This window comes from Tumebacillus sp. BK434, from assembly GCF_004340785.1.
Taxonomy (GTDB): Bacteria; Bacillota; Bacilli; order Tumebacillales; family Tumebacillaceae; genus Tumebacillus_A.
The window spans coordinates 742,154-763,310 of record NZ_SLXS01000001.1; the positions used below are offsets into that span (position 1 = coordinate 742,154).

Here is a 21,157-nt window from a genome sequence, read left to right on the forward strand (position 1 = left end):
GGCGTACCACAATGGCGAATCCGAATCCAACGTTAAACTTTTTCAAAGGCATGGGCTGGGTCTTGCTCGGTCATCTCCTGATCGGGATCATCGCTTCTGTCGCCCCGCCGCTGCTCTTGTTGATCGGGGTGACGCAGCTTCTGTACGTCATTCCGCTGATCATCTGGGCCCGCCGCGACCCGCAGCGCGTCGGCACCATCCCCGGAGTCCTGACGATGGCCGGCATCACCTTCTTGCTGAACGCTGCCTGCTGGGGCTTGCTCTGGGGGCTGTTCATGGGCGCGCATTAATTCCCTCTTTTACTTCAGATGTAATTGTGTTTAAATGGTAGATATTACATCTGAAGGAGGGGATTCCCTGTGCAAACAACTGCCGGCAAAATCGGCTACGGCACCTTGCTCGTCTTTGCGGTGCTGTTTCCCTTAGTATCGCTGTTGCGCTATACCCTGTTCGATCCGTCGATGCTGGTCGAGGCAGGGTTTACGATGTACGATTTCCATGACAGCATCTGGACGCTGGTCTTTTACACGCACATCACGACTGCGGCGGCCGCCTTTCTCATCGGGCCTTTTAACTTCATGAAATCTTCCTACACGAAGCACATCAACCGGCACCGCCTGCTGGGCAAAATCTACTTCGTAGCGATCGTGCTCAGTTCACTGTGCGGCTTCTATCTCGCCGTCTACGCGCACGGCGGGCTGCTGGCGAAGTCCGGATTCTTCCTGCTGTCGCTGCTCTGGCTGTACACGACCGTGAAAGCGGTCAATCTGGCGCGGCAGAAGAAGATCCAGGATCACCGCCAGTGGATGGTGCGCAGCTACGCGGTCACGTTTGCCGCGCTGACCTTCCGCGTCTGGCTGACAGGGCTTGCGATGTTCGGCAACTTCGACCTCGCCTACGGGATGGCCGCTTGGCTGTGCTGGGCGGTCAACCTGATCGTTGTGGAAGTCTGGCTGTGGCGCAAGAACAGCAAGCAACCGGTCACGCAAGCACCAAACGCCCTGTAACGGGGCGTTTTTTTATTTCAAAAGTTGCCCTGCTGCCAGCGCAAGAATTGCAAAGTGTGCTCCCCGCTCCTCCCTTACACTAAATGACAGAGACCAAACACAAGGAGTGGAGAAATCATGACGACGAAAACCAAACATGAATTTGCCTACATGTCCGCCACGAAACTGGCGCATAAAATCCGCCATCGCGAAGTGTCCCCAGTCGAGGTGATGAAAGCGACGCTGGAGCGGATCGAGGAGCTCAACCCGAAGCTCGGCGCCTTTGTTACACTGGTCCCCGAACTGGCGCTGGACGGCGCGCGGGCGGCAGAAGACGCGGTGATGCGCGGCAAGCCGCTCGGAGCTTTGCACGGCGTGCCGATCGGGATCAAAGACTTGACGCCGACAGCCGGAATTCGCACGACGATGGGGTCGAAGCTGTTTGCGGACAACGTCCCGGCGGAAGACGCGTTTGTCGTCAAGCGGTTGAAACAGGCTGGCGCGATAATCGTCGGCAAAACGAACACCCCCGAGTTCGGCCACAAAGGCACGACGGATAACCTGCTCTTTCCGCCGACCCGGAACCCGTGGCACCTCGAGCGCACCCCCGGCGGCTCCTCCGGCGGTTCGGCAGCAGCGGTGGCGGCCGGGCTGGTGCCGCTCGCAGAAGGAGGTGACGGCGGCGGGTCGGTGCGGATCCCGGCGAGCTTCACCGGCATCTACGGCTTCATCCCGTCGGCGGGACGGATTCCGTCCGATATCTTGAACCCGTTTGCCGGCACCTCCCCCTACCTGCGCTTCGGCACGCTGACCCGCTCGGTGGAAGACTCGGCCCTGATGTACCAAATGATGCTCGGGTACTCGCCGAAAGACCCGTCCGCCTTGGTCACCTTCCCGCAGGAAGATGTGCGAATCGGCATCGAAGACGGCATCGCCGGAATGCGCATCGCCTACTCGGTCGACCTCGGCTACAAGCCGATCGATCCGCAAGTGCGATCCGCGTTCCTGCAAGCGATTGACAAGTTCCGCGCGCTGGGCGCGGTGGTGGAAGAAGTCGATCCCGGTTTTGTGGAGCCATGGAAAAACATCGAGCGCGACTGGGCGAAATTGTGGTACACGATGCTCGCGGCGATCTTTGCCTACGCTTCGAACGAGATGCTGGAGCAGCTCGATCCGAAGGTGCAGGAGTTCATCCGCTATGGCAAGAGCATGTCGGCGGTGGAGCTGATGAAAGCGAGCTACGCGCGGGAGATGGTCTTTGGCCGCCTGAACGCGATCCATGCCGACCACGACCTCTTCCTCACCCCGACCGTCACCTGTACCGCCTTCCCGCTTGGCATCATCGGGCCGGAAGAGGTAGACGGACAGCCGCTCGAAGAATCGTTCCTCGACTGGGCGCTGACGCCGCTGGTCAACCAGACCGGACATCCGGCCGCCTCGCTGCCGATCGGCTTTGACGATCAGGGGCTTCCGATCGGGCTGCAACTGATCGGACGCCGCCTCGAAGAACAGGTGATCTACCGGGCGGCCCGTGCCTACGAGCGCATCGCGCCGTGGGGGCAGCATCGTCCCCGCCTGTAAGCCGAACGGAGACCCCTTTGCCAGCTGACGTTCGAACAAGAAGCCCAGCAGACAGCGAAAGACCTCTTGCCTGTGCGCAAGAGGTCTTTTTTGCTTAGACGTTTTGTTCGAGCACCGCGCGAAGTCTTGTCAGCAAGACTTCCATCCGCTCCAGCGAGAAGCGCTGCGGCTGGTAGACAAGGGTCAGGTGGAATTGCCCCTCGAAGTCGCGGATGTACAGAGTCATCCAGAATTTCGAGGTCTGCTCCTCGTCCGCCTGCAGATCAGACAGGGTCAGCCCGGGCAGTTGAAGGGCGCTTTCAGGTGTGTTGAGGTAGTTGACCATCACGTCGAACAGCGGGCTGCGCTCCGGCGGCGTCACCGGCTGCAGCTCCTCGGCGAGCTTGATGAACGGCATCTCTTGTTGCGCGAACGCTTCCAGCGCCGTTTCGCGCACGCGGCCTAACAGTTCGCGAAAGTCCGGGTTGCCGGACAGGTCGGTGCGCAGCACCAGCGTGTTCAGGAACATGCCGATCATCGCTTCCGTCTCTTCGAGACGGCGGCCGGCCGCCGGGGTGCCGACGACGATGTCATCCTGCCCGCTCAGCTCTTGCATGATGAGCTTGAACGCGGTGAGCAGCGTCATGAACGGCGAGGCGCCCGCTTCCCGGCTCACTTGCTTGACGCGTTCGGTGAGCTGCGCGGAAAGGGACAGCGTGCATTTGGCGCCGAGCGCTGCGTTCGTCAGCGGTGTCGGGTCGGTCGGCAGGTGCAGCTGCGGCAGATCGCGGAGCTTCGTTTTCCAATAGCTCAACTGCTGCTCCAAGGTCTCCCCTTGCATCCATCCGCGCTGCCAGATCGCGTAGTCGGCAAACTGGACGGGCAGGTCGGAAAGCGGCGAGGACTTCCCTTGCGTGTACGCTTCATACAGTGTGAGGAACTCGCGGACGAACACGCTTCGCGACCAGCCGTCCGAGATGATGTGGTGCATGTTCAGGAGCAGCGCATGCTCCGCTTCGCCAAAGCGCACCAACGTGGTGCGCAGCAGCGGGCCTGTCGCGAGGTCGAACGCTTGGAACGCATCGTCGCGCACCAGCTGTGACAGCTCGGCTTCGCGGTTTGCGGAAGTGCTCAGGTCGATCCGCTTCAGCTCATGCTCCCGCTGCGGGGCGATGATCTGCACCGGCTGTCCATCGACCACGCGGAACGTGGTGCGCAGCGCTTCGTGGCGACGCACGATCTCTTGGATGCTCTGCGCCATCGCCTCCGCGTCTAACGCGCCGTGAATGCGCATCGCCGTGGCGATGTTGTAGGCGTTGCTGCCCGGATGCTTCTGCTCGAATTCCCAGACCCGCAGTTGCGGATACGAGAGCGGAATGTTCACGCTGCGATCCGCTTTGACAAGCGGAGGCAGAGCATCGGAGGCGAGACGGGTGTCCGCTCCGCCCACCAGCAGGGCGAGCTCGGCGACGGTCGGATGTTCGAACAGCGCGCGCAACGGCAGTTCCGTGCGGAATTCCGCCCGCAGGCGGGAGATCAGGCGCGTGCCGAGCAGGGAATGCCCGCCCCGTTCGAAAAAGTGGTCGTGGATGCCGACCGGGTCGATTTCCAGCAGCTCGGCGAAGAGACTTGCCAGCTTTTCTTCCACAGGGTTTCGCGGCGCAACCCAGTCAGCCTCTCCTTCCGCACGGTCGGTCGGAGTGGGAAGCGCGCGGGTGTCAACTTTGCCGTTCGGGTTGAGCGGCAGGCGGTCGAGCGTGACGAAGGCGCTCGGCACCATGTAGTCGGGAAGCTTCGCTTTCAAGTAACTGCGAATGTCGGCGCTCGGGTCGGCCAGCACCAGATAAGCGACGAGGCGCTTGACGCCGACCGCGTCTGCGCGGGCGAGCACGGCCGACTGCAGCACCGCAGGGTGCTGGTCGATCACCGCTTCCACTTCCCCGAGCTCGATGCGGAAGCCGCGGATCTTGACCTGACTGTCGAGGCGTCCGCTGAACTCCAGCCTGCCATCGGCCAGCCAGCGCACCGCGTCGCCCGTCTTATACAGGAGCTCTCCCTCCTCAAACGGATGCGGCACGAACTTCTCCTCTGTCAGATCCGGGCGGTTGAAATAGCCAAGCGCCAGCCCTGCTCCGCCGATGTGCAGCTCGCCCGGCACGCCGACCGGCACGGGCTGCATATGGGCGTCGAGCACGTAGACGGATGTGCCCGCGACCGGGCGGCCGATCGGCAGGTTGTGCGCAAGAGCGTCCTGCGGTGTGGCCACATGCACGGTCGCAAACGTAGTCGCTTCGGTCGGCCCATACGCGTGAACGAAGCGTCCGCGCATGCTGCCGATCACCCGCTTGGCGTGCGGCATCGACATCGCTTCCCCGCCCGCCATCAGCACGCGCAGTCCGCTCAGCTCGTCAAGGCAGTCTTCCACCATCTGCAGGAAGAAGCCGGTGGTAAGGAACAGCACGGTGATGCCTTGCTGCGTGAGGAACTGCCCCAGCTCCCGGGTCGACGCTTTGTACGGCGGGAACAGCACGAGTTTCGCGCCATGTACCAGCGGCCCCCAGATCTCCAGTGTCGAAGCGTCAAACGCGACCGGCGAGTACTGAAGCACCGCATCGTCTTCCTGCCAGGGAATGAAATCTGACGGTGCGATCAGACGCACGATCCCGCGATGCGGCGTCAGCACGCCTTTGGGCTGACCGGTTGAACCGGACGTGTACATGACGTACGCCAAGCTGTCCGGCGTGGTCAGACAAGGGAGGTTCTCCCTGCTTTTAGCGGCGAGTTCCTCGTGGAGACGTTCCGCCACGAGCAGTTCAGCGGTGTGCGGCGGCAGTTTCCCCTGCAAGCGTTCATGCGTGACGATCACGCGCACACCGGTGTCTTCCAGCAGGTAGGTCAGCCGCTCCGCCGGGTACTGCACGTCTAGCGGCACATACGCGCCGCCCGCTTTCCAGATCGCCAGCAAGGCCACGATCAGCTCCGGGGAGCGCTCCATCGCCACTCCGACCATCTGTCCGGCACCGACACCCTTTTTCTGCAACAGGCGGGCCAGGCGGTTAGCCTGCGCGTTGAGGTCGGCATAGGTCAGGGCTATATTCTCAAAAGCGACGGCGGTCTTGTGCGGGGTCTTGACTGCTTGCTGCTCGATCAGCACATGGACGGGCAGTTGCGGGCAGGAAACGTCATGTTGGCTCCATGCGGTCAGCACTTGCTCCCGTTCGGCAGCGGTCAGCAGCGGCAGTGACCCGATGGCGGTGTCCGGCTGTTCGGTGGCCGCCTGCAGCAACTGCCGGAGATGGCCGATCATCCGTTCGACCGTCGCTTCCTCGAAGAGGTCGACGTTGTATTCGAACGTGCCGTACAGCCCGTCCGCACCTTCTTCCATCGTCAGCGTCAAGTCAAATTTGGCCGTCTCGCCCGCCAAGCCCAGCCCGCTAAAGGTCAGACCTTCTGTTTCGACGCGGGTCTGTGGTGTGTTTTGCAAGGCGAACATCACCTGAAACAGCGCGGAATGGGAGGTGCTGCGCTCCGGCTGGAGTTCGCTGACGAGCAGTTCAAAGGGCACGTCCTGATGCGCTTCGGCGTCGAGGGACGTCTCTTTGACCCGCGCCAACAGTTCACGGAACGGCGGATCGCCGCTAAGATCGGTGCGCATGACCAGCGTGTTGACGAAAAATCCGATCAGCCCTTCCGTCTCTTCGCGGGTGCGCCCTGCAGACGGCACGCCAACGAGGATGTCGTCCTGCCCCGCATAGCGGTGCAGCAGCACGTTGTAGGCGGCGAGCAGGGTCATGAACAGCGTTGCATCGGCCTGTTTCGCCAGCGCGTTCAGCTTGCCGAGCAGTTCAGCGGACAGCGCAAAGCGCAGCGTGTTGCCGTTGTGCGTCTGCACGGCCGGGTGCGGATGGTCGGTCGGCAGTTGCAGCACAGGAAGCGGACCGGCCAGCTTTGCTTTCCAGTAATCCAGTTGCCGTGCCAGTCGTTCGCCTTGAAGCTCTTGCTTCTGCCAGACCGCATAGTCGGCGTATTGGATCGGCAGCTCGGGCAGCTGCGGCGTGCGTCCTGCCGCGAACGCGCGGTAGGCGGCGGTCAACTCGCCGATTAGCAAGCCGATCGACCAGCCGTCGCTGATGATGTGATGCATGCAGAAGACGAGGACCCACTCCCCCTGCTCCAGCGCAAACAGCTTGCAGCGCAGGAGCGGCCCGGTGCTCAAATCGAACGGGCGGTTCATCTCCTGCTGCGCCAACTCCATCATCTGCGCTTCCCGCTCGTCAGCCGGAACGCTTTGCAGGTCCTGCTGTGCGAGCGTCTGCCAGCTGTGCTCCCGCAGCACTTGCACCGGTTCGCCGTCCGCTTCGGCAAATATCGTGCGCAGCGACTCGTGCCGGCTGATGATCTCGTTCACGCTCTTTTCCAGTGCCGGCACGTCGAGCGCTCCTTGCAGGCGAACAGCAAACGGCATGTTGTAGGCAGAAGAGTTCGGCATCAGGCGGTCGGTCAGCCACAGGCTTTGCTGGCCGTAGGACAAGGGCAGCTGTTGCAGTCGGGAGGTGCGGGGAATCTTGTCCGCTTGATCGGACTGAGCTTCGAGCAGCGCCGCCAGCCCGGCCGGGGTCGGGGTGTCGAACATCCGGCGCAAGGGCAGCCGGACGCCAAACGCGCGCTCGATCCGCGACATGACTTGAGTGGCGAGCAGTGAATGTCCGCCGATTTCAAAGAAATGGTCGTCCGCGCCGACTTGATCGAGGTGGAGCACTTCCGCCCAGATCTCGGCGATCTTCTGTTCCGCATCGGTCGCAGGCGCAGTATAGGGACGCTCGCTGCGGGTATCGGACGCATCCGGGCGGGGCAGATTCTTGCGGTCGACCTTGCCGTTTGGCGTCAGCGGCATGCTGTCCAGCAGCACGAAGACGGACGGCACCATGTAGCCCGGCAAGCTCTCGGCCGCCGAGCGGCGCAGTTCGCCCAGATCCGGGGCCTTGCCCCCTTGCGGCACGACGTAGGCGACGAGACGGGGGTCGTTCGGCACGTCTTCGCGCACCAGGACCAGCACATCGGCGACAGCGTCATGCTGCGCGAGCACCGCTTCGATCTCGCCCGGCTCGATGCGGAAGCCCCGCACTTTGACCTGATCGTCGAGCCGCCCGGCGAACAGCAGGTTGCCGTCCGGCAAAAAGCGCACCCGGTCGCCAGTCCGGTACAGCCGCTCGCCACCGGTCGCCGCGACTTGGACGAATTTTTCTGCGGTCAGGTCAGGACGGCCGAGATACCCTGTGGCCAGCCCCGCTCCGCCGATATACAGCTCGCCCGGCACGCCGATCGGCACTGGCTGCTGGGCATCGCTCAGCACGTAGACGGTCGTGCCGGCGATCGGACGCCCGATCGGGAGGCCGAACGCAAACGATTCGGGCGAAGTATCGCCCGGATCGAACAGGGTCGCCGTCACCGCCGCTTCCGTCGGTCCGTACGCGTTGATCCAGCGCACAGTCGGCGGCACGAGCCTCTTCCACTGCGCGTAGAGCTCAGCCGACGGCTTCTCCCCTCCGACGATCATCAAGCGTACCGACGGGGGCAGTTGCACACCGGCTTGGGCAAGCTCCTGCACCAGTCCGTGCCAGTAGGCGGTCGGCAAGTTCAGCACCGTCACGCCGTGGTCGGTGACGAGTTGCAGCAGATCCTGCACCCCCGGCACCTGCTCGCGGCCGCGCAGCACCAGCGCCGCGCCGGTCAGCAGCGTCGGGAAGATCTCTTCGACGGCGATGTCAAAAGACACCGACGAGAACTGCAGCACGCGGTCGCTCGCCGACAGTTCGTATTCGGCGCGCACCGCCCGGTTGTGGTTGACGACGGCTCGATGCGGCACCAGCACCCCTTTCGGCGTGCCGGTCGAACCGGACGTGTAGATGACGTAGCACGTGGTCGTTGCTGTGCCCCGCTGGATCAGCCCTGCCGCTGCTGAAGATGCCCACTCCGCTTCTTGATCGAGGGCGATCGCGCGCACCTTGTCCGGCAGACGATCCTTCAGGTGCTCCTGAGTCAAAACAAGTCCTGCCTGCGAATCCTCCAGCATATAAGCGATCCGCTCCTGCGGGTAGTGCGGGTCGAGCGGCAGATACGCCCCGCCCGCCTTCAAGATGCCGAGCATCCCGACGATCATCTCAGTTGAGCGCTCCACACAGAGCCCGACCCGCTGTTCCGGCCCGATGCCCTGCGCTTGCAAAAAGCGGGCCAGACGCTCCGCCAGCACATCCAGCTCCTGATAGGTCAGGCGCTCTTCCCCGCACACCACCGCGACCGCATCCGGCGTGCGCGATGCCTGCGCTGCTACCAGCTCATGCAGGAGACGCTCTTCTTGCTCAAGGGCTGCCGACCCCTTCCATGCGCCGAGCAACTGCTGCGATTCCTGCAGCGGCATGACGCGCAGTTCGCGAATACTCTGCCCGGGATCGGCCGCGATGCTTTCCAGCAAGGTGGCGAAATGCATTTTCATCCGCTGCATCGTCGCCCGGTCGAACAGCTCCGTGCTGTATTCCAGCTCGCCGTGCAGTTCGCCGTCCGTTTCTTTCATCGACAGGCTGAGGTCGAACATCGCCGTTTCCTGCTCCAGCTGCCGGAAGTTCATCGTTACGCCGGGCAGTTCCAGCGTTTGCAGCGGCACATTTTGCAGAACAAAAAAGGCTTGGAACAGCGGCGAACGTCCCGAGCTGCGGTCGGGCACCAGCTCCGCGACCAGCTTCTCGTAGGGCAGCTCTTGATGTGCATAGGCGTCTAAGCAGACTTTGCGCACTTGTTGGAGCAGGTTTTTAAACGACGGCGCGCCCGACAGGTCGGCCCGCAGCACGAGGGTGTTGACAAAAAAGCCGACCAGATTTTCCAACTGCTTGAGGTTGCGCCCGGCGATCGGCGAGCCGACCGTCAAGTCGGTCTGGCCGCTGTAGCGGAACAACAGCGTCTGGTAGGCTGCCAAGAGCAGCATGAACAAAGTCACGCCTTCCTGCATGCAGATCTCTTTTAGCCGGGCGCTCAAGGTCTCGCCGATCACAAAATATTCCTTCTGCCCCGCACCGGTCTTCCGGGCCGGGTGTGGGCGGTCGGTCGGAAGCTGCAGCACGGGCAGCTCGCCGCCAAGCTGCTCCTTCCAGTACGTCAACTGTCGCTGCAGCTTCTCGCCTTGCAAGTGCTCCAACTGCCACTCGGCAAAGTCGGCATACTGAATCTCCAGCTCCGGCAGCGGCGAAGGCAACCCTTGGCGAAACGCCGTGTATAAGGCCACGACTTCCTGCATCAGAATCCCCATCGACCAGCCGTCGGTGATGATGTGATGCATCACGATCAGCATCGAGAAGCGATCCGTGGCGGTCTGCCAGACGATCACGCGCAGCAAGGGCCCGTTTTGCAGATCAAACGGAGCTTGCACCGCCGCTTGCACGCCCGCTCGGCACGCCGCCTCCCGCTCCGCTTCCGGCCGACCGCGCAAGTCGATCACCTGCACCGGCACTTCCATCACCGAATGCACGAGCTGGATCGGCGTCTCGTCCTCCTTCGCAAAAGTCGTGCGCAGCGCTTCGTGCCGCTCAACGATCTCTTCCAGACAGCGGGTCAGCACCTGCACGTCGAACGCGCCTGCGATGTCCACCAGAAGCGGAATATGATAAATTGGCAGCCCGGGATCTAACTGTTCCAGAAACCACAGCCGTTGCTGAGCAAACGACAGCAGCGCCGTCAATTCAACTTGTGTGCTCGTGCTCATCTCTCCACCCGTCCTTTTCGCAACTCGTTTTGGATAATATTTTTATAATTCAATTCATCAAATTAATTTTACCATAAATTAAAACCACTTCCCAAGTGGAAAGTGGTTTTAGATCGTGTGTTTAACTGCACAGCGGTTCGGCCCCGTCTCCAGTTCCAAGCGCTTGTCGGCATCCACCGTCAGCAGGCCGCGGTTGACTTGGACGATCTCCTCATAATTGGGCGGGACGGCATCGACGCGGCCTGCCGTCAACTCGGTAAATTGTGCCCGGTCGGCGGTGGAGAGCAGGAAGTTGTTCGCCCGAATCTCCTGCAGCGGCGCCCCGACATATCCTGCAGCACAGCTTTCGCGGGTCAGGTCGGAAAAATGCGCCGGGAGCACCAGCACGTCGTCTGCAAGCTTGGCGATCGTGCCAAAGACGGTCTCATACAGTTGCTGCGCCCACTCGCGGGCTTTGCCGCCCAGATCGGGACGGCCGAGACCGCCGACAAACACGGTATCGCCGGAGAACAGATAGCGGTCGGCGATCAAAAACGAGGTCGAGCCCGGCGTATGGCCCGGTGTCGGCACGCGCAGCACCTGTACCTGCACGCCGCCTACGCGGATCACCTCGTGCTCTTCCAGCGGGAGATACGCGAGCTTCGCGCCTTCCATCTCCACGGCGGAGATCAAATACGCAGCTCCGGCCGCACGAGCGAGTTCCGGTGCGCCGGAAATGTGATCCGCATGCAGATGCGTGTCGACCACATAGCGGATCGCCGCTCCTTCCCGGTCGGCCAGCTGCAGGTAGGCTTCCACATGCCGCCCCGGGTCGCAGACCAGCGCTTCGCCGCCGGAGACGAGCAGGTAGGACAGGCAGCCTTTGCCCATGCGGATCAGTTGCAGCAGTTTCCAGCCGTCGCCTTCCGCCACCGTCACGTCGTGGTAGAACTGGCTCCATTCCTGCAAGCCTTGGTTCAGGCAGTACACGTCGTAGCCTTTCTCGTCGAGCAGTTTCGCCACGATCATCGCCGTGCGTCCGCGGCGGCAGATGACCGCGATTTTGCGATCTGCCGGTACGTCTCTCCACGCTTCCTGGTGCTCATCCTCGAACTGAGCCAGCGGGATGTTCAGCGACGGCAAGGCGTCCGTCTGAATTCGCCATTCGGCATATTCGCGTTCGCTGCGCACATCGAGCAGCATCGCCTGCGGGTCTTTTTGTTCGATCCAGCGCTGCAGTTCAGCGGCGCTGAGCGGTTGTACAGCCATGCGATCGCCTCCTCTTCCGATCATCGTATGAAGGCAGGGGGATGGGCGGTTCCATCAGTTGAGCAGAAGTTTGATGCATTCTGTCTGATCCACTTCAAGTCCGCTTTGCTGGGCGGACAGTTTGAACAGCTGTTGGGCGAGCGCCCCCATCGGGATCGACACATCGTATTGCTCGGCAACAGCTTGGGCCAGGCCGAGGTCTTTCAGCCGCACGGCGAGCGAGGTGGAAACGGTGTCGTTCGGCTCTAACAGACGGTTGAAAAGGACGCCCATGTAGGTCGAATAGCCGCGCATCGACGACAAGGCGGTATGCAGGGTTTCCAGCTCGATCCCCGCTTTCAGACCGATGGAGATCACTTCGGCGGCGGCGAGCATGTGCACGCTTTCGGCGAGGTTGTTCAGCACTTTCATCAGTTGAGCTTTGCCCGGCGCGCCGACGTAGTGCAGTTTGGCCGTAAAGCCGGCGAGCACGGGGCGCACCGCCTCGACCGCCGCCTCATCGCCTGCGATCACCATGCCCATCGTGCCTTTCAGTGCCCCTTCGCGCCCGCCGGACACGGGCGCCTCGAGATAGCGGATGCCCGCTTCCAGCAGGCGGTCATGCAGCGAGACGGCAAACGCCGGACTCACCGTGCTCGTGTCGACCAGCACCAGTCCTTCCCGGCCGCCCGCGACGACGCCGGTCTCCGGGTCGAACAGCAGCGCTTCCGCCGCCGCTTCCCCTTTTACGCACAAGAACAGCACATCGCAAGCTGCAGCCAGTTCCTTCGGCGACGCCGCCACAGGTGCGCCCAGCGCCTCTGCTTTTTCCACGCTTCGATTGTAGACAGAAACGTCAAATCCTGCTTCCATTAGCCGCGTCACCACGGCCGAGCCAAGAACTCCAGTACCAATCCAGCCTATCTTATTCAAAACGTTCACCACCTGCTTTAACATTCAAAACCTGTAGACCACGTCAGCCATCAGAAACCTGACGCGACCCGCCCCAACCTTTCAAAACTTGGAGCACAACAAGCCAAGCTGCAACCTGCAACCTGCAAGCTGCAACCTGCAAGCTTCAAGCATCAACCTTCAAGCATCAAAACTGCCTTCGAACAAACCGACTACACTCGGCTGCCTGCCAGCACCTGATCCACTTTTTTCATCACCGTATCTGTGATCTGCTCCACGTCCTGCATGGAGCTGACGACTTCCCAGCCGAAGCGCTGCGACCAGTCGAGCATGCGTTTTCGGAGCTTGGTCTGGTGGGCCAGGAACGACTCCGGCTTGCATTCCGGGTCGCGGCCGCATTCGTAGACGTTAAAATCGTCTTTGCGCTCCAACGCCACCTCGGGGGCGACATCGAAGTAAAAGGTCAGGGCGGCCGGGCGGAACTGCTGTGCGGTCAGCTCGATCCAGTTCGGATCGCAGCCGTACTCGATCTCCACCGCCGCATGCTTCATCCAGTACCCGTCGAGCAGGTATACCACGTTCGGATCGTCCAGATCATCCCGCGTCATCGTGATCCCGATCGCCCAGAACAGAAACATCGCCCGGCTGTGCCCGTTCATCTCGCCGACGGCGTTTTTCATATCTTCGAGATCCACATTGATCATTCGGCACTCGGGGAACTTGTCATGATTCTGAATGTCCCACTTGTCCAACACTTTCACGGTCAGCCCGCGCGCTTCCAACAACCGCTTTACCGCTTTGACCTGCGTGCTTTTCCCTGCGCCGTCACAGCCCGAAAACGCGATCAACATCTTCAACCAATCCTCTCTTCACCCACGGCCGGATCACCGTGCCGTCCGGCTTGTCCTCAAACAGTGCGGGCAGCAGCGTTTCCGCCTCACGCCCGCAGGCCACCACGCCTTCCACGCCCTTTTCAGCGAGGCGCAGCAGCGCTTCCAGCTTGTTTTTCATCCCGCCGGTGATGTCCTGCTTCCGCGACGGCCCTGTGCAGAGCAGCACTTCCCGGTAGTTTTCCTTCGTCACCTGCGGCACTACACTGCGCGCCAAGCCGTCTTCGGCGTACTCCAGCACCCCCTCGACATCGGTCAGCATCACGACGCGCTGCAATCGCATCCGGTCGACGAACAGCTCCGGGATGTTGTCGCTGGAAAAGATGATAAACTGCCGCTTCAAATCGAACACCAAATCACCCGAAAACACCGGCAGCACCCCGTGATCCAGCACATGCTGCACCGGCTCCACAAAAAAGCGCACCGGCTGCTTGTCATCTGTGACCACAAAGCCGCTCGGCTGGAAGGGGTAGCAAGGCACCCCCTCCTCCCGAAAGATCTCCGTGACCAGCGACAGCCATTCGAACATCTTCACCGTCATCATCGACAGGTCCTGATCCTGCCAAGGAAGCGCCGCGTCTTTCAAGTTGTAGCGGATCGGCACCGCATTCCCGTAGGAACCGCCGCCGACGACCAGGATCAGGTTGCCGCGCAGCCGGTCCCACGCCGAGGCGATCGTGCGGGCGTAGCGTCGCACCATCTCCCGGTTCGGCGCGCAATAGCCGTTTTTATCGGTTAGCAGACTGCCGCCAATCTTGACCACATACATGCTGCTCACCCTTTCTGTGCTGCCAGCCGAAACCGCGCCACGAGCTCCTGCGGCGTCCAGTGAATGCGCTTGCCGATCTTCTCGGTGCGCGGCGCGATCATCGCCTGCACGAATGTCAGGCCCTCCAGCCCGTCCAGCTTGTCAAAATCGCTCTCGTCGCCGAGCCGCACCGCATGCGCATAGCCCGCCGCCTTCGCCACATCGACCATGTTTTCAAACTGCACCGGCTTCTGCCCGCCCGTGCTTTCGTACATGCGGTTGTCGAGCACGACGTGCACGAGATTGTTCGGCCGCTCCGCCGTGACCATCGCGATCGCGCCGAGGTTCATCATGAACGAGCCGTCTCCGTCAAACACCACCACCGTCCGCTCCGGGTGCGTCAGCGCCAAGCCCAGTCCGACCGGCGCGGCCATCCCCATCGAGCCGAGGAGGTAGAAATTGTCCTCCGTGTCCCGCAGGTTGAAAAAGTCCCGCGAAATATACCCGCAGGTGCTCACATACAGCGCGTCCGGATATCGGTTCAACACCGCTTGCATCACATCTGTCATCTTCATCATCTCGCTCACCTCACACCGCTTCCCGAATGATCAAAGCTACCGGCTGATTCACTTCCTCGACCTTGCGAAGACACGCCTCGACGCTCGCTTCCGGCGCTTGCGGATCGAACAGGACGTGCGCGACGCCGATCGACCCGAGAACGTCCAGCAGACGCGCACCGATGATGTCATGCTCCACCGCGTCGTTCATGCCTTCCGCCCCGCGCCACGAGATGACCATGACCATCGGAATGTCGTAGATCAACAACATCGACGTCAGCACGTTTAAGCAATAGCCCACCCCGGAGTTCTGCATCAGCACGACCGGCTTCTCACCGCCGAGATACATCCCGGCCGCCAGACCGAGCGCCGAATCTTCGCGCACCGAACTCACGTAACGCAGGCGCGGCGCTTCCTGCAGCATCTCATCTTCCAAAAATCGAAACGCGCCCTTGAGCAGCGAGCACGGCACTCCTGTATAAGAACGATACCCATGATCCAGCAACGTAGTCAAAAAACGCTCAGCGACATTGTTCATGTAAAATTCCCCTTTGTTTAGTACGTTGTAACAATTATAATCTATTATCCAGAATAATTAAAGTGTAAAATTTCAGAAAACAACTGTACCTATACACGAAGAAAGCCCCCACTTATCAAGTGGAGGCTTTCGCTGTTTGATAGCGGGCGATCACCGGCAAGAAGAAGGCAAAGCCTGCGATCAGCATTTCCAACGAGCCGTTCAGCAAAAACACCTGCTGCACGCCAATCGTCTGCACCAGATACCCGCCCAGCGCCTGCGCGAGCGGTACAGATCCTGACATCAGCAAGATCATCACCGAAATCACCCGCCCCACCAGCTCGGGCGGGATGATCGACTGATTGACGCTGGGCGCGATCACGTTGATTGCCGCGTCGGTGATGCCGATCAAGGCGATCAAGACCAGCGCCAGCCAGAACTGGCCGGCAAGCCCCAAGGTCAGAAAGACCAGGCCTTCCGCAAAACAAGCGATCAGCGTCATCCGCGGCGTCGGGCGTTTGATGAGGATCACGGCGAACAGAACCGCCCCGATCGTCCCGCCGATCCCGATGCTGGTGTTCAGCCAGCCGAACTCCTGCGCCCCGCCGCCAAATGATGCCGCCAGAAACGGCACCGCGACCGGCGCAATGCTGGAGCAGGCATTGACCAAAAAGGCGACCAGCGACGTCGTCAAAATCAGCGGGGTTTTCATGATATAGACGATGCCTTCACGCAAGTCCTTCCAATAAGAGCTGTGCTTCGCCGCCTGCAGCTCCACCCGGTCAAACGTGAGGCGAACGAAGCTCAGCAGCACCAGCCCTGCCAAAAACGCAGCCGCGACGATCGCCAGCACCGCCCTGTAGCTGCTGAGCGCGACCAGCGTTCCGCCGAGCAGCGGCCCGATGATCACCGTCGTCTTCATCGCGATCATCAGCAGCCCGCTCGCCTGCGTGTAGAACTCCGGCTCGACCAGCCGCTGTCTGACGGCCGACGCGGCCGGCCAAAAAAACGCTTCCAGCACGCCGAACACGAACGCCGCCGCAAACAGACTCCACAGCGGCAGCGGTCCCAACAGACCCAGCACGAACAGACCTCCGCTGGTCAGCACCCGCACCCATTCGCAGAGGATCATGCCGCGAATCGGCTGCAGCCGGTCGACCAGCACCCCGGCAAACAAAGTCAGCACGACGCGCGGAACGCCCATCGTCAAAAACAGCGCCCCGACCATCGCCGCCGACCCGGTCGACTCCACCACCAGCCATGTCAAAGCCAAGGCGAACACCGCATCGCCCAAGCCGGCAAACAGACTGCCCGTCCAATAATATAAAAAATTGCGATTTCTAAAAATCTGCGTCGAGACCATCCACGTCCACCTCAAAAACGATATAACCATCACTTTACCACAAAAAGGAGCTCGAGATGACAAAAAACTGCCGAGTAGCTACTCGGCAGTTTCGAATCCGCAATCGATGATCGCTTGTTGAAAATCTTGCAGGGATGCGGCCCGCTCATCGTACTTGACCGTCACTTCCCCGGCTTGAAAGTTCAGAGCGACTTCCTGAATGCCCCAGACTTGGCGCAGGGCATGGCCGACTTTTTCACCGTCGACCGGCAGCTTCATGCCGCGGATCACCATCTTTTCAGTTGCCATCTCCGTCCCTGCCTTTCGCTGCGCCCATGCCGCGCAGGAAATTCAGCATCATGCCGAGTGCCGATGTCACCTGCGGGTCGCGCATTCGCTTGAACAGATCGTAAAGCCCCGGCTTCTTCTGCGGACGCTGCTCTTCGGCTGTGACGGCGCTGTCCACGCCGGACGCCACCGCCCCGAGCATCGTCTGCAGTTTGTTCGGATCGAGCTGTGCGAGGAATTGCACTGTGCTCATGCCGTTCTTGATTATGTTTTGCGCGCCCGATTTGTTCAGTTGACCGATGCCGATCACACCGATCTGGTGACGGCTTTTCAGCGCGCCATGCGCCATGTCCAGCGCCCCCGATTCCTGCAGTTCGCCGAGCACATCGAGGAAGGTGAGCAGCGCGTCTTTGTTTTTGGCAACGGCGCTCATCACTTCCTGCATCGCCTCCGCTTCCTGCTCCGCTTGCGTCGGCACCCGTTTTTCGATCACAGTGGTCGCTTTAGCCACGCTGCCCGCCTCCTTCGATCTCCTCAGGGATCGGGATGTAGTCGTCGCGCTGCCACTTCTCTTCGATCCGCACGCCGATCTGCGGCTGACGATTGCCGAAGCGGTGGTTCCATTTCGGCAACGGACGCTCGCCGCTCGCCTCCAGCACTTCCATCTTCACGCTCATCTCCTTGTAGTTCGGCGTGTGCGTGATCTTATCGTGGTAGGACGAGGTCAGCTTGTTCACCGCGCCTTCGCCGCGCGAGTTCATCGTGATGTACAGCTCGCGTCCGCGCACGCGGTCGGTGACTTCGACATGGACTTTCACGCTGCCGTACGGGGAGGTCAACCGCACCAGCGCCCCGGAGCGAATCCCCCGCTCCTGCGCCAACTCCGGCGAGATCTCAAGCCATTCACGCGGCACTTTGTGCGTCAAGCCTTCCGATTTGTACGTCATGTTGCCTTCATGGAAATGCTCCAAGAGACGCCCGTTGTTCAAGTGCAGGTCGTACTCTTCGCCCGGATCGAACGGCGGCGTCCACTCCACCGGGAACAGGCGCGCCTTGTCATCGGGGAACGCGAAGCGCTCGGTGAACAGGAGCGGCGTGGAGGCGCCATCCGGCTCGACCGGCCAGACCTGCGAATTCCAGCCTTCCAGACGGTCGTACGACACCCCGGCAAAAATCGGGGCCAGCGTCGCCGCCTCGTCCATGATCTCCGCCGGGCTCTGATAGTTCCAGTTCGCGCCGAAGCGGTTGGCGACCAGTTGAATGATCTCCCAGTCCGGCTTGGAATCGCCAAGGGGATCGAGCGCCTTGTAGAAGCGCTGGATGCGGCGTTCCGTATTGGTAAACGTGCCTTCTTTCTCCAGGCTCGGCGCGGCCGGCAGCACCACGTCGGCAAACTGCGCCGTGCGCGTGAAGAAGATGTCCTGCACGACGAAAAACTCCAGCTGCTCAAACGCCGAGTCGACATGGTTGGAGTTCGAATCGACCAGCCCCATGTCTTCGCCAAACAGATACATCGCCTTCAGTTTGCCGCTGTGGATCGTCTCGATCATCTGGTGGTTGTTCAGACCCGGCTGCTTGGGCAGTGTGACGTTCCACGCCCGTTCATACTTGGAGCGCACTTCGTCGCTTTCCACCGCTTCGTAACCGGGGAACCAGGCCGGCATCGTGCCGAAGTCGCAGGCGCCCTGCACGTTGTTGTGGCCGCGCAGCGGGTAAGCTCCGGTGCCTTCGCGTCCGTAGTTGCCGGTGACGAGCAGCAGGTTGGAGATCGCCGTCGAAGTGTCCGTGCCGCCCAAGTGCTGAGTGACGCCCATCGCCCAACAGATGCAGACCGATTTTGCATCGTGGATCATCGTCGCCACTTGGATCAATTGCTCGCGCGTCATGCCCGTTTTTTCGCTGGCGTACTCCAAGGTGTACGGTTCGAGCGATGCTTTGTACTCCGCGAAGCCGTTGACGCGGCGCTGCAGGAACGCCTGATCTTCCCAGCCTTGATCGAGGATGTATTTCGTCACCGCCGACAGCCAGATCAGGTCGGTGCCAGGGTTCGGGCGCAGGAACAGGTCGGCGCGCTCGCCCAGCTCGTGTTTGCGCAGGTCGAGCACGAGCAGCTTCTGCCCGCGCAGCTTTTGCGCCCGCTTGATCCGGGTCGCCAGCACCGGATGCGACTCGGCCGGGTTGGCCCCGACCACCACGACGAGGTCGGCGGCGGCGAGGTCGCGGATCGTGCCGGAGTCGCCGCCGATGCCCACGGTGCGCATCAGGCCGGCCGTCGCCGGGGACTGGCAGTAGCGCGAACAGTTGTCCACGTTGTTCGTGCCCATGATGGCGCGGGCGAACTTTTGGAAGATGTAGTTCTCTTCGTTGGAGCACTTCGACGACGCGATATAGCCGATCGAGTCCGGGCCGTATGTTTCTTTCACAGCACCCAGCTTCTCCCCGATCAGGTCGAGCGCTTCTTCCCACGTCGCTTCGACGAATCTGTCCCCTTGGCGGATCAAGGGCTTGGTCAGGCGCTCTTCGCTGTTGATGAAATCCCAGCCGAACTTGCCTTTGACACAGGTCGAGATGCCATTGACCGGCGCTTCCGCCTGCGGTTCGATCTTGAGGATCTTGCGGTCTTTCGTCCAGACTTCGAACGAGCAGCCCACCCCACAATACGTGCAGACCGTCTTCGTGCGCTTGATGCGGTGGTCGCGCATCGCCGACTCGATCTCGGAGATCGCAAAGATCTCCTGATAGCCCGGCTCCACCGCTTTCGTCAAGTCGATCATCGGCAGGAGCAGATCGTTCGGGATGCCGGTCAGGTAGCCCGCTTCGCCGAGCATCGATTTTTCCATCAAAGCGTTGCACGGGCAGACGGTGACGCAGTGCCCGCAGGAGACGCAGGAGCTTTCGTCGATCGGGCGCCCGTCGTCCCACAGCACGCGCGGGCGCTCCAGGCTCCAATCGATCGTCAGCGTCTCGTTGACCTGCAGATCCTGACACGCTTCCACGCAGCGTCCGCAGAGAATGCACTGGTCGGGCTCATAGCGATAGAACGGATGAGAGTTGTCCGGCGGATAAGGCTTGGGGGTGAATTCATATTTGTTGTGCTCGACCTGCAGGTAGTCGGCCGTGTTGTGGACTTTGCAGTTGCCGTTGTTGTTGTCGCACACCGTGCAGTACAGCTCGTGATTTTGCAAGATCCGCTGCATCGCTTCCAACTGCGCCGCTTTTGCTTTCTCCGAGACGGAGTTGACCGTCATGCCCGGTTCTGCCAGCGTCGAGCAGGCGCGCTTTAACTCGCCGTCGATCTCGACCATGCAGGTGTCGCAGCTTTGGATCGGGCCGAGCTGGGTGTGGTAGCAGATGTTCGGCATGTAAAAATCATGCGCCTCTGCCGCCTGCAGCACCGACTGGCCGGGCTGGCAGGCAAATTCCTGATCGTTGATGCGTATGGTAAAAGGCTGTTCACTCATCAAAATACACCGCCTGTCCGAAACTTTCTGTAACAATTCAAGTATTGCCAGCTTTTGCATCCGAATACGCGACAGCTATAATGGAAACACAGGAGGTGTGTTTCCCGATGCACAAAGTCGTATCTCGTCAAGTGCTCACCTATCGGGACGGTGCCCTGGAGCACCGCGACGATCAGGTGGTGACCGAATATCCGCTGACGATCTTTTTGAACGATGAAGAATTTGCCACGCTGGTCTGCACACCGGAGCATCTGGAAAGCTTGACGGTGGGCTTTTTGGCGTCCGAAGGCGTGATCACCCGCTTCTCAGACATCAAAAGCGTACTCGTCGAGGAAGCGCGCGGCTTGGTGCATGTGGAAACTCACCGCATGAATGCGCTTTCACAAAATTTGCACTCGAAACGCTACCTCACGTCCTGTTGCGGGAAAAGCCGCCAGAGCTTCTATTTCTACAACGATGCGAAGACGGCCAAGCGGCTCGCCGAGCGGCGCGTCCGGCTGACCGTGCAGGACTGCTTTGCCTTGATGCAGGCGATGCAGAGCGGCGCCGACATCTTCCGCGAGACGGGCGGCGTACACAACGCCGCGCTCTGCGACCGGTCGGGCATCGTCCTCGCCCGCCTCGACATCGGCCGCCACAATGCGCTCGATAAGATCTACGGGCACTGCCTGCAGCATGACATCCCGCTCGATGACAAAGCGCTCGTCTTCTCCGGCCGCGTCTCCTCCGAAGTGCTGCTGAAAGCTGCCAAGATCGGCTGTGAAATCGTGCTTTCCAAATCAGCGCCGACCGAGCTCGCCCTTGAGCTGGCCGACGAGCTCGGCATCACCGTCGTCGGCTTTATCCGCAACCGGTCGTTAAACGTCTACACGCACCCGGACCGAATTGCGGTCGAATAAGTTGAATATTCCATACG

Annotated in this window: 15 protein-coding genes; 4 read left to right on the top strand and 11 right to left on the bottom strand. The window is 61.2% G+C overall.

Features of this window, described 5'->3' with window-relative positions:
• The first annotated feature begins 11 nt into the window (after positions 1 to 11).
• The 3 genes from EV586_RS02465 to EV586_RS02475 all read left to right on the top strand — a co-directional run bounded on the left by EV586_RS02465 (position 12) and on the right by EV586_RS02475 (position 2,567).
• Positions 12 to 290, top strand: a complete 279-nt coding sequence (locus EV586_RS02465) for a hypothetical protein (RefSeq protein ID WP_132943482.1) — start codon at positions 12 to 14, stop codon at positions 288 to 290.
• A 69-nt stretch (positions 291 to 359) separates the two neighbouring features.
• On the top strand, positions 360 to 1,007 hold the full coding sequence (locus tag EV586_RS02470) for a DUF2306 domain-containing protein (protein ID WP_132943483.1): 648 nt from the start codon (positions 360 to 362) through the stop codon (positions 1,005 to 1,007).
• Positions 1,008 to 1,124: 117 nt separating this feature from the next.
• Positions 1,125 to 2,567: an amidase gene (locus EV586_RS02475; protein ID WP_132943484.1), complete on the top strand. Its 1,443-nt coding sequence runs from the start codon at positions 1,125 to 1,127 to the stop codon at positions 2,565 to 2,567.
• 94 nt (positions 2,568 to 2,661) lie between these two features.
• Here the strand turns inward: EV586_RS02475 and EV586_RS02480 are convergent, their stop codons facing one another.
• From EV586_RS02480 to fdhF, 11 genes are all read right to left on the bottom strand, one after another.
• Positions 2,662 to 10,299 (bottom strand): amino acid adenylation domain-containing protein, encoded by a 7,638-nt coding sequence (locus tag EV586_RS02480; protein ID WP_132943485.1) that lies wholly within the window; start codon positions 10,297 to 10,299, stop codon positions 2,662 to 2,664.
• A 108-nt stretch (positions 10,300 to 10,407) separates the two neighbouring features.
• Complete coding sequence (locus tag EV586_RS02485) at positions 10,408 to 11,547, bottom strand: MBL fold metallo-hydrolase (RefSeq protein ID WP_132943486.1); 1,140 nt, start codon at positions 11,545 to 11,547, stop codon at positions 10,408 to 10,410.
• 54 nt (positions 11,548 to 11,601) lie between these two features.
• On the bottom strand, positions 11,602 to 12,459 hold the full coding sequence (locus EV586_RS02490) for an NAD(P)-dependent oxidoreductase (protein WP_165898176.1): 858 nt from the start codon (positions 12,457 to 12,459) through the stop codon (positions 11,602 to 11,604).
• A gap of 191 nt (positions 12,460 to 12,650) precedes the next feature.
• Positions 12,651 to 13,289, bottom strand: a complete 639-nt coding sequence (locus EV586_RS02495) for a dTMP kinase (RefSeq protein ID WP_165898177.1) — start codon at positions 13,287 to 13,289, stop codon at positions 12,651 to 12,653.
• Positions 13,264 to 14,097 carry an isopentenyl phosphate kinase gene (locus tag EV586_RS02500; protein WP_132943489.1) on the bottom strand — a complete coding sequence of 278 codons (834 nt, stop codon included), beginning with the start codon at positions 14,095 to 14,097 and terminating at the stop codon, positions 13,264 to 13,266. The genes EV586_RS02495 and EV586_RS02500 overlap by 26 nt, the downstream gene beginning before the upstream one ends.
• A gap of 5 nt (positions 14,098 to 14,102) precedes the next feature.
• A complete protein-coding gene (locus tag EV586_RS02505; protein ID WP_243652898.1) occupies positions 14,103 to 14,654 on the bottom strand; it encodes a thiamine pyrophosphate-dependent enzyme in 552 nt (183 codons plus the stop codon).
• 10 nt (positions 14,655 to 14,664) lie between these two features.
• A complete protein-coding gene (locus EV586_RS02510; protein WP_132943490.1) occupies positions 14,665 to 15,171 on the bottom strand; it encodes a thiamine pyrophosphate-binding protein in 507 nt (168 codons plus the stop codon).
• A 115-nt stretch (positions 15,172 to 15,286) separates the two neighbouring features.
• The gene (locus EV586_RS02515; RefSeq protein ID WP_165898179.1) at positions 15,287 to 16,513 is read right to left on the bottom strand and encodes an MFS transporter; all 1,227 of its coding nucleotides are present in this window, start codon (positions 16,511 to 16,513) and stop codon (positions 15,287 to 15,289) included.
• A gap of 78 nt (positions 16,514 to 16,591) precedes the next feature.
• Positions 16,592 to 16,801 (bottom strand): heavy-metal-associated domain-containing protein, encoded by a 210-nt coding sequence (locus tag EV586_RS02520; protein ID WP_132943492.1) that lies wholly within the window; start codon positions 16,799 to 16,801, stop codon positions 16,592 to 16,594.
• Complete coding sequence (locus EV586_RS02525; protein WP_132943493.1) at positions 16,791 to 17,291, bottom strand: helical membrane plugin domain-containing protein; 501 nt, start codon at positions 17,289 to 17,291, stop codon at positions 16,791 to 16,793. The genes EV586_RS02520 and EV586_RS02525 overlap by 11 nt, the downstream gene beginning before the upstream one ends.
• Positions 17,284 to 20,241, bottom strand: coding sequence for a formate dehydrogenase subunit alpha (gene fdhF, locus EV586_RS02530; protein ID WP_132943494.1), 2,958 nt, complete (start codon positions 20,239 to 20,241; stop codon positions 17,284 to 17,286). Before fdhF ends, EV586_RS02525 begins: the two co-directional genes overlap by 8 nt.
• Positions 20,242 to 20,348: 107 nt before the next feature.
• Between fdhF and fdhD the strand changes: the two genes are divergently transcribed.
• Entirely contained in the window at positions 20,349 to 21,140 is a 792-nt protein-coding gene (gene fdhD, locus EV586_RS02535) for a formate dehydrogenase accessory sulfurtransferase FdhD (protein WP_132943495.1), read from the top strand.
• Positions 21,141 to 21,157: the final 17 nt, after the last annotated feature.

Coding starts and splice junctions, on each gene's coding strand:
- EV586_RS02465 (WP_132943482.1), top strand. CDS start 12: ATGGCGAATCCGAATCCAACGTTAAACTTTTTCAAAGGCATGGGCTGG.
- EV586_RS02515 (WP_165898179.1), bottom strand. CDS start 16,513: ATGGTCTCGACGCAGATTTTTAGAAATCGCAATTTTTTATATTATTGG.
- EV586_RS02520 (WP_132943492.1), bottom strand. CDS start 16,801: ATGGCAACTGAAAAGATGGTGATCCGCGGCATGAAGCTGCCGGTCGAC.
- EV586_RS02485 (WP_132943486.1), bottom strand. CDS start 11,547: ATGGCTGTACAACCGCTCAGCGCCGCTGAACTGCAGCGCTGGATCGAA.
- EV586_RS02505 (WP_243652898.1), bottom strand. CDS start 14,654: ATGATGAAGATGACAGATGTGATGCAAGCGGTGTTGAACCGATATCCG.
- EV586_RS02495 (WP_165898177.1), bottom strand. CDS start 13,289: ATGTTGATCGCGTTTTCGGGCTGTGACGGCGCAGGGAAAAGCACGCAG.
- fdhF (WP_132943494.1), bottom strand. CDS start 20,241: ATGAGTGAACAGCCTTTTACCATACGCATCAACGATCAGGAATTTGCC.
- EV586_RS02510 (WP_132943490.1), bottom strand. CDS start 15,171: ATGAACAATGTCGCTGAGCGTTTTTTGACTACGTTGCTGGATCATGGG.
- fdhD (WP_132943495.1), top strand. CDS start 20,349: ATGCACAAAGTCGTATCTCGTCAAGTGCTCACCTATCGGGACGGTGCC.
- EV586_RS02475 (WP_132943484.1), top strand. CDS start 1,125: ATGACGACGAAAACCAAACATGAATTTGCCTACATGTCCGCCACGAAA.
- EV586_RS02480 (WP_132943485.1), bottom strand. CDS start 10,299: ATGAGCACGAGCACACAAGTTGAATTGACGGCGCTGCTGTCGTTTGCT.
- EV586_RS02500 (WP_132943489.1), bottom strand. CDS start 14,097: ATGTATGTGGTCAAGATTGGCGGCAGTCTGCTAACCGATAAAAACGGC.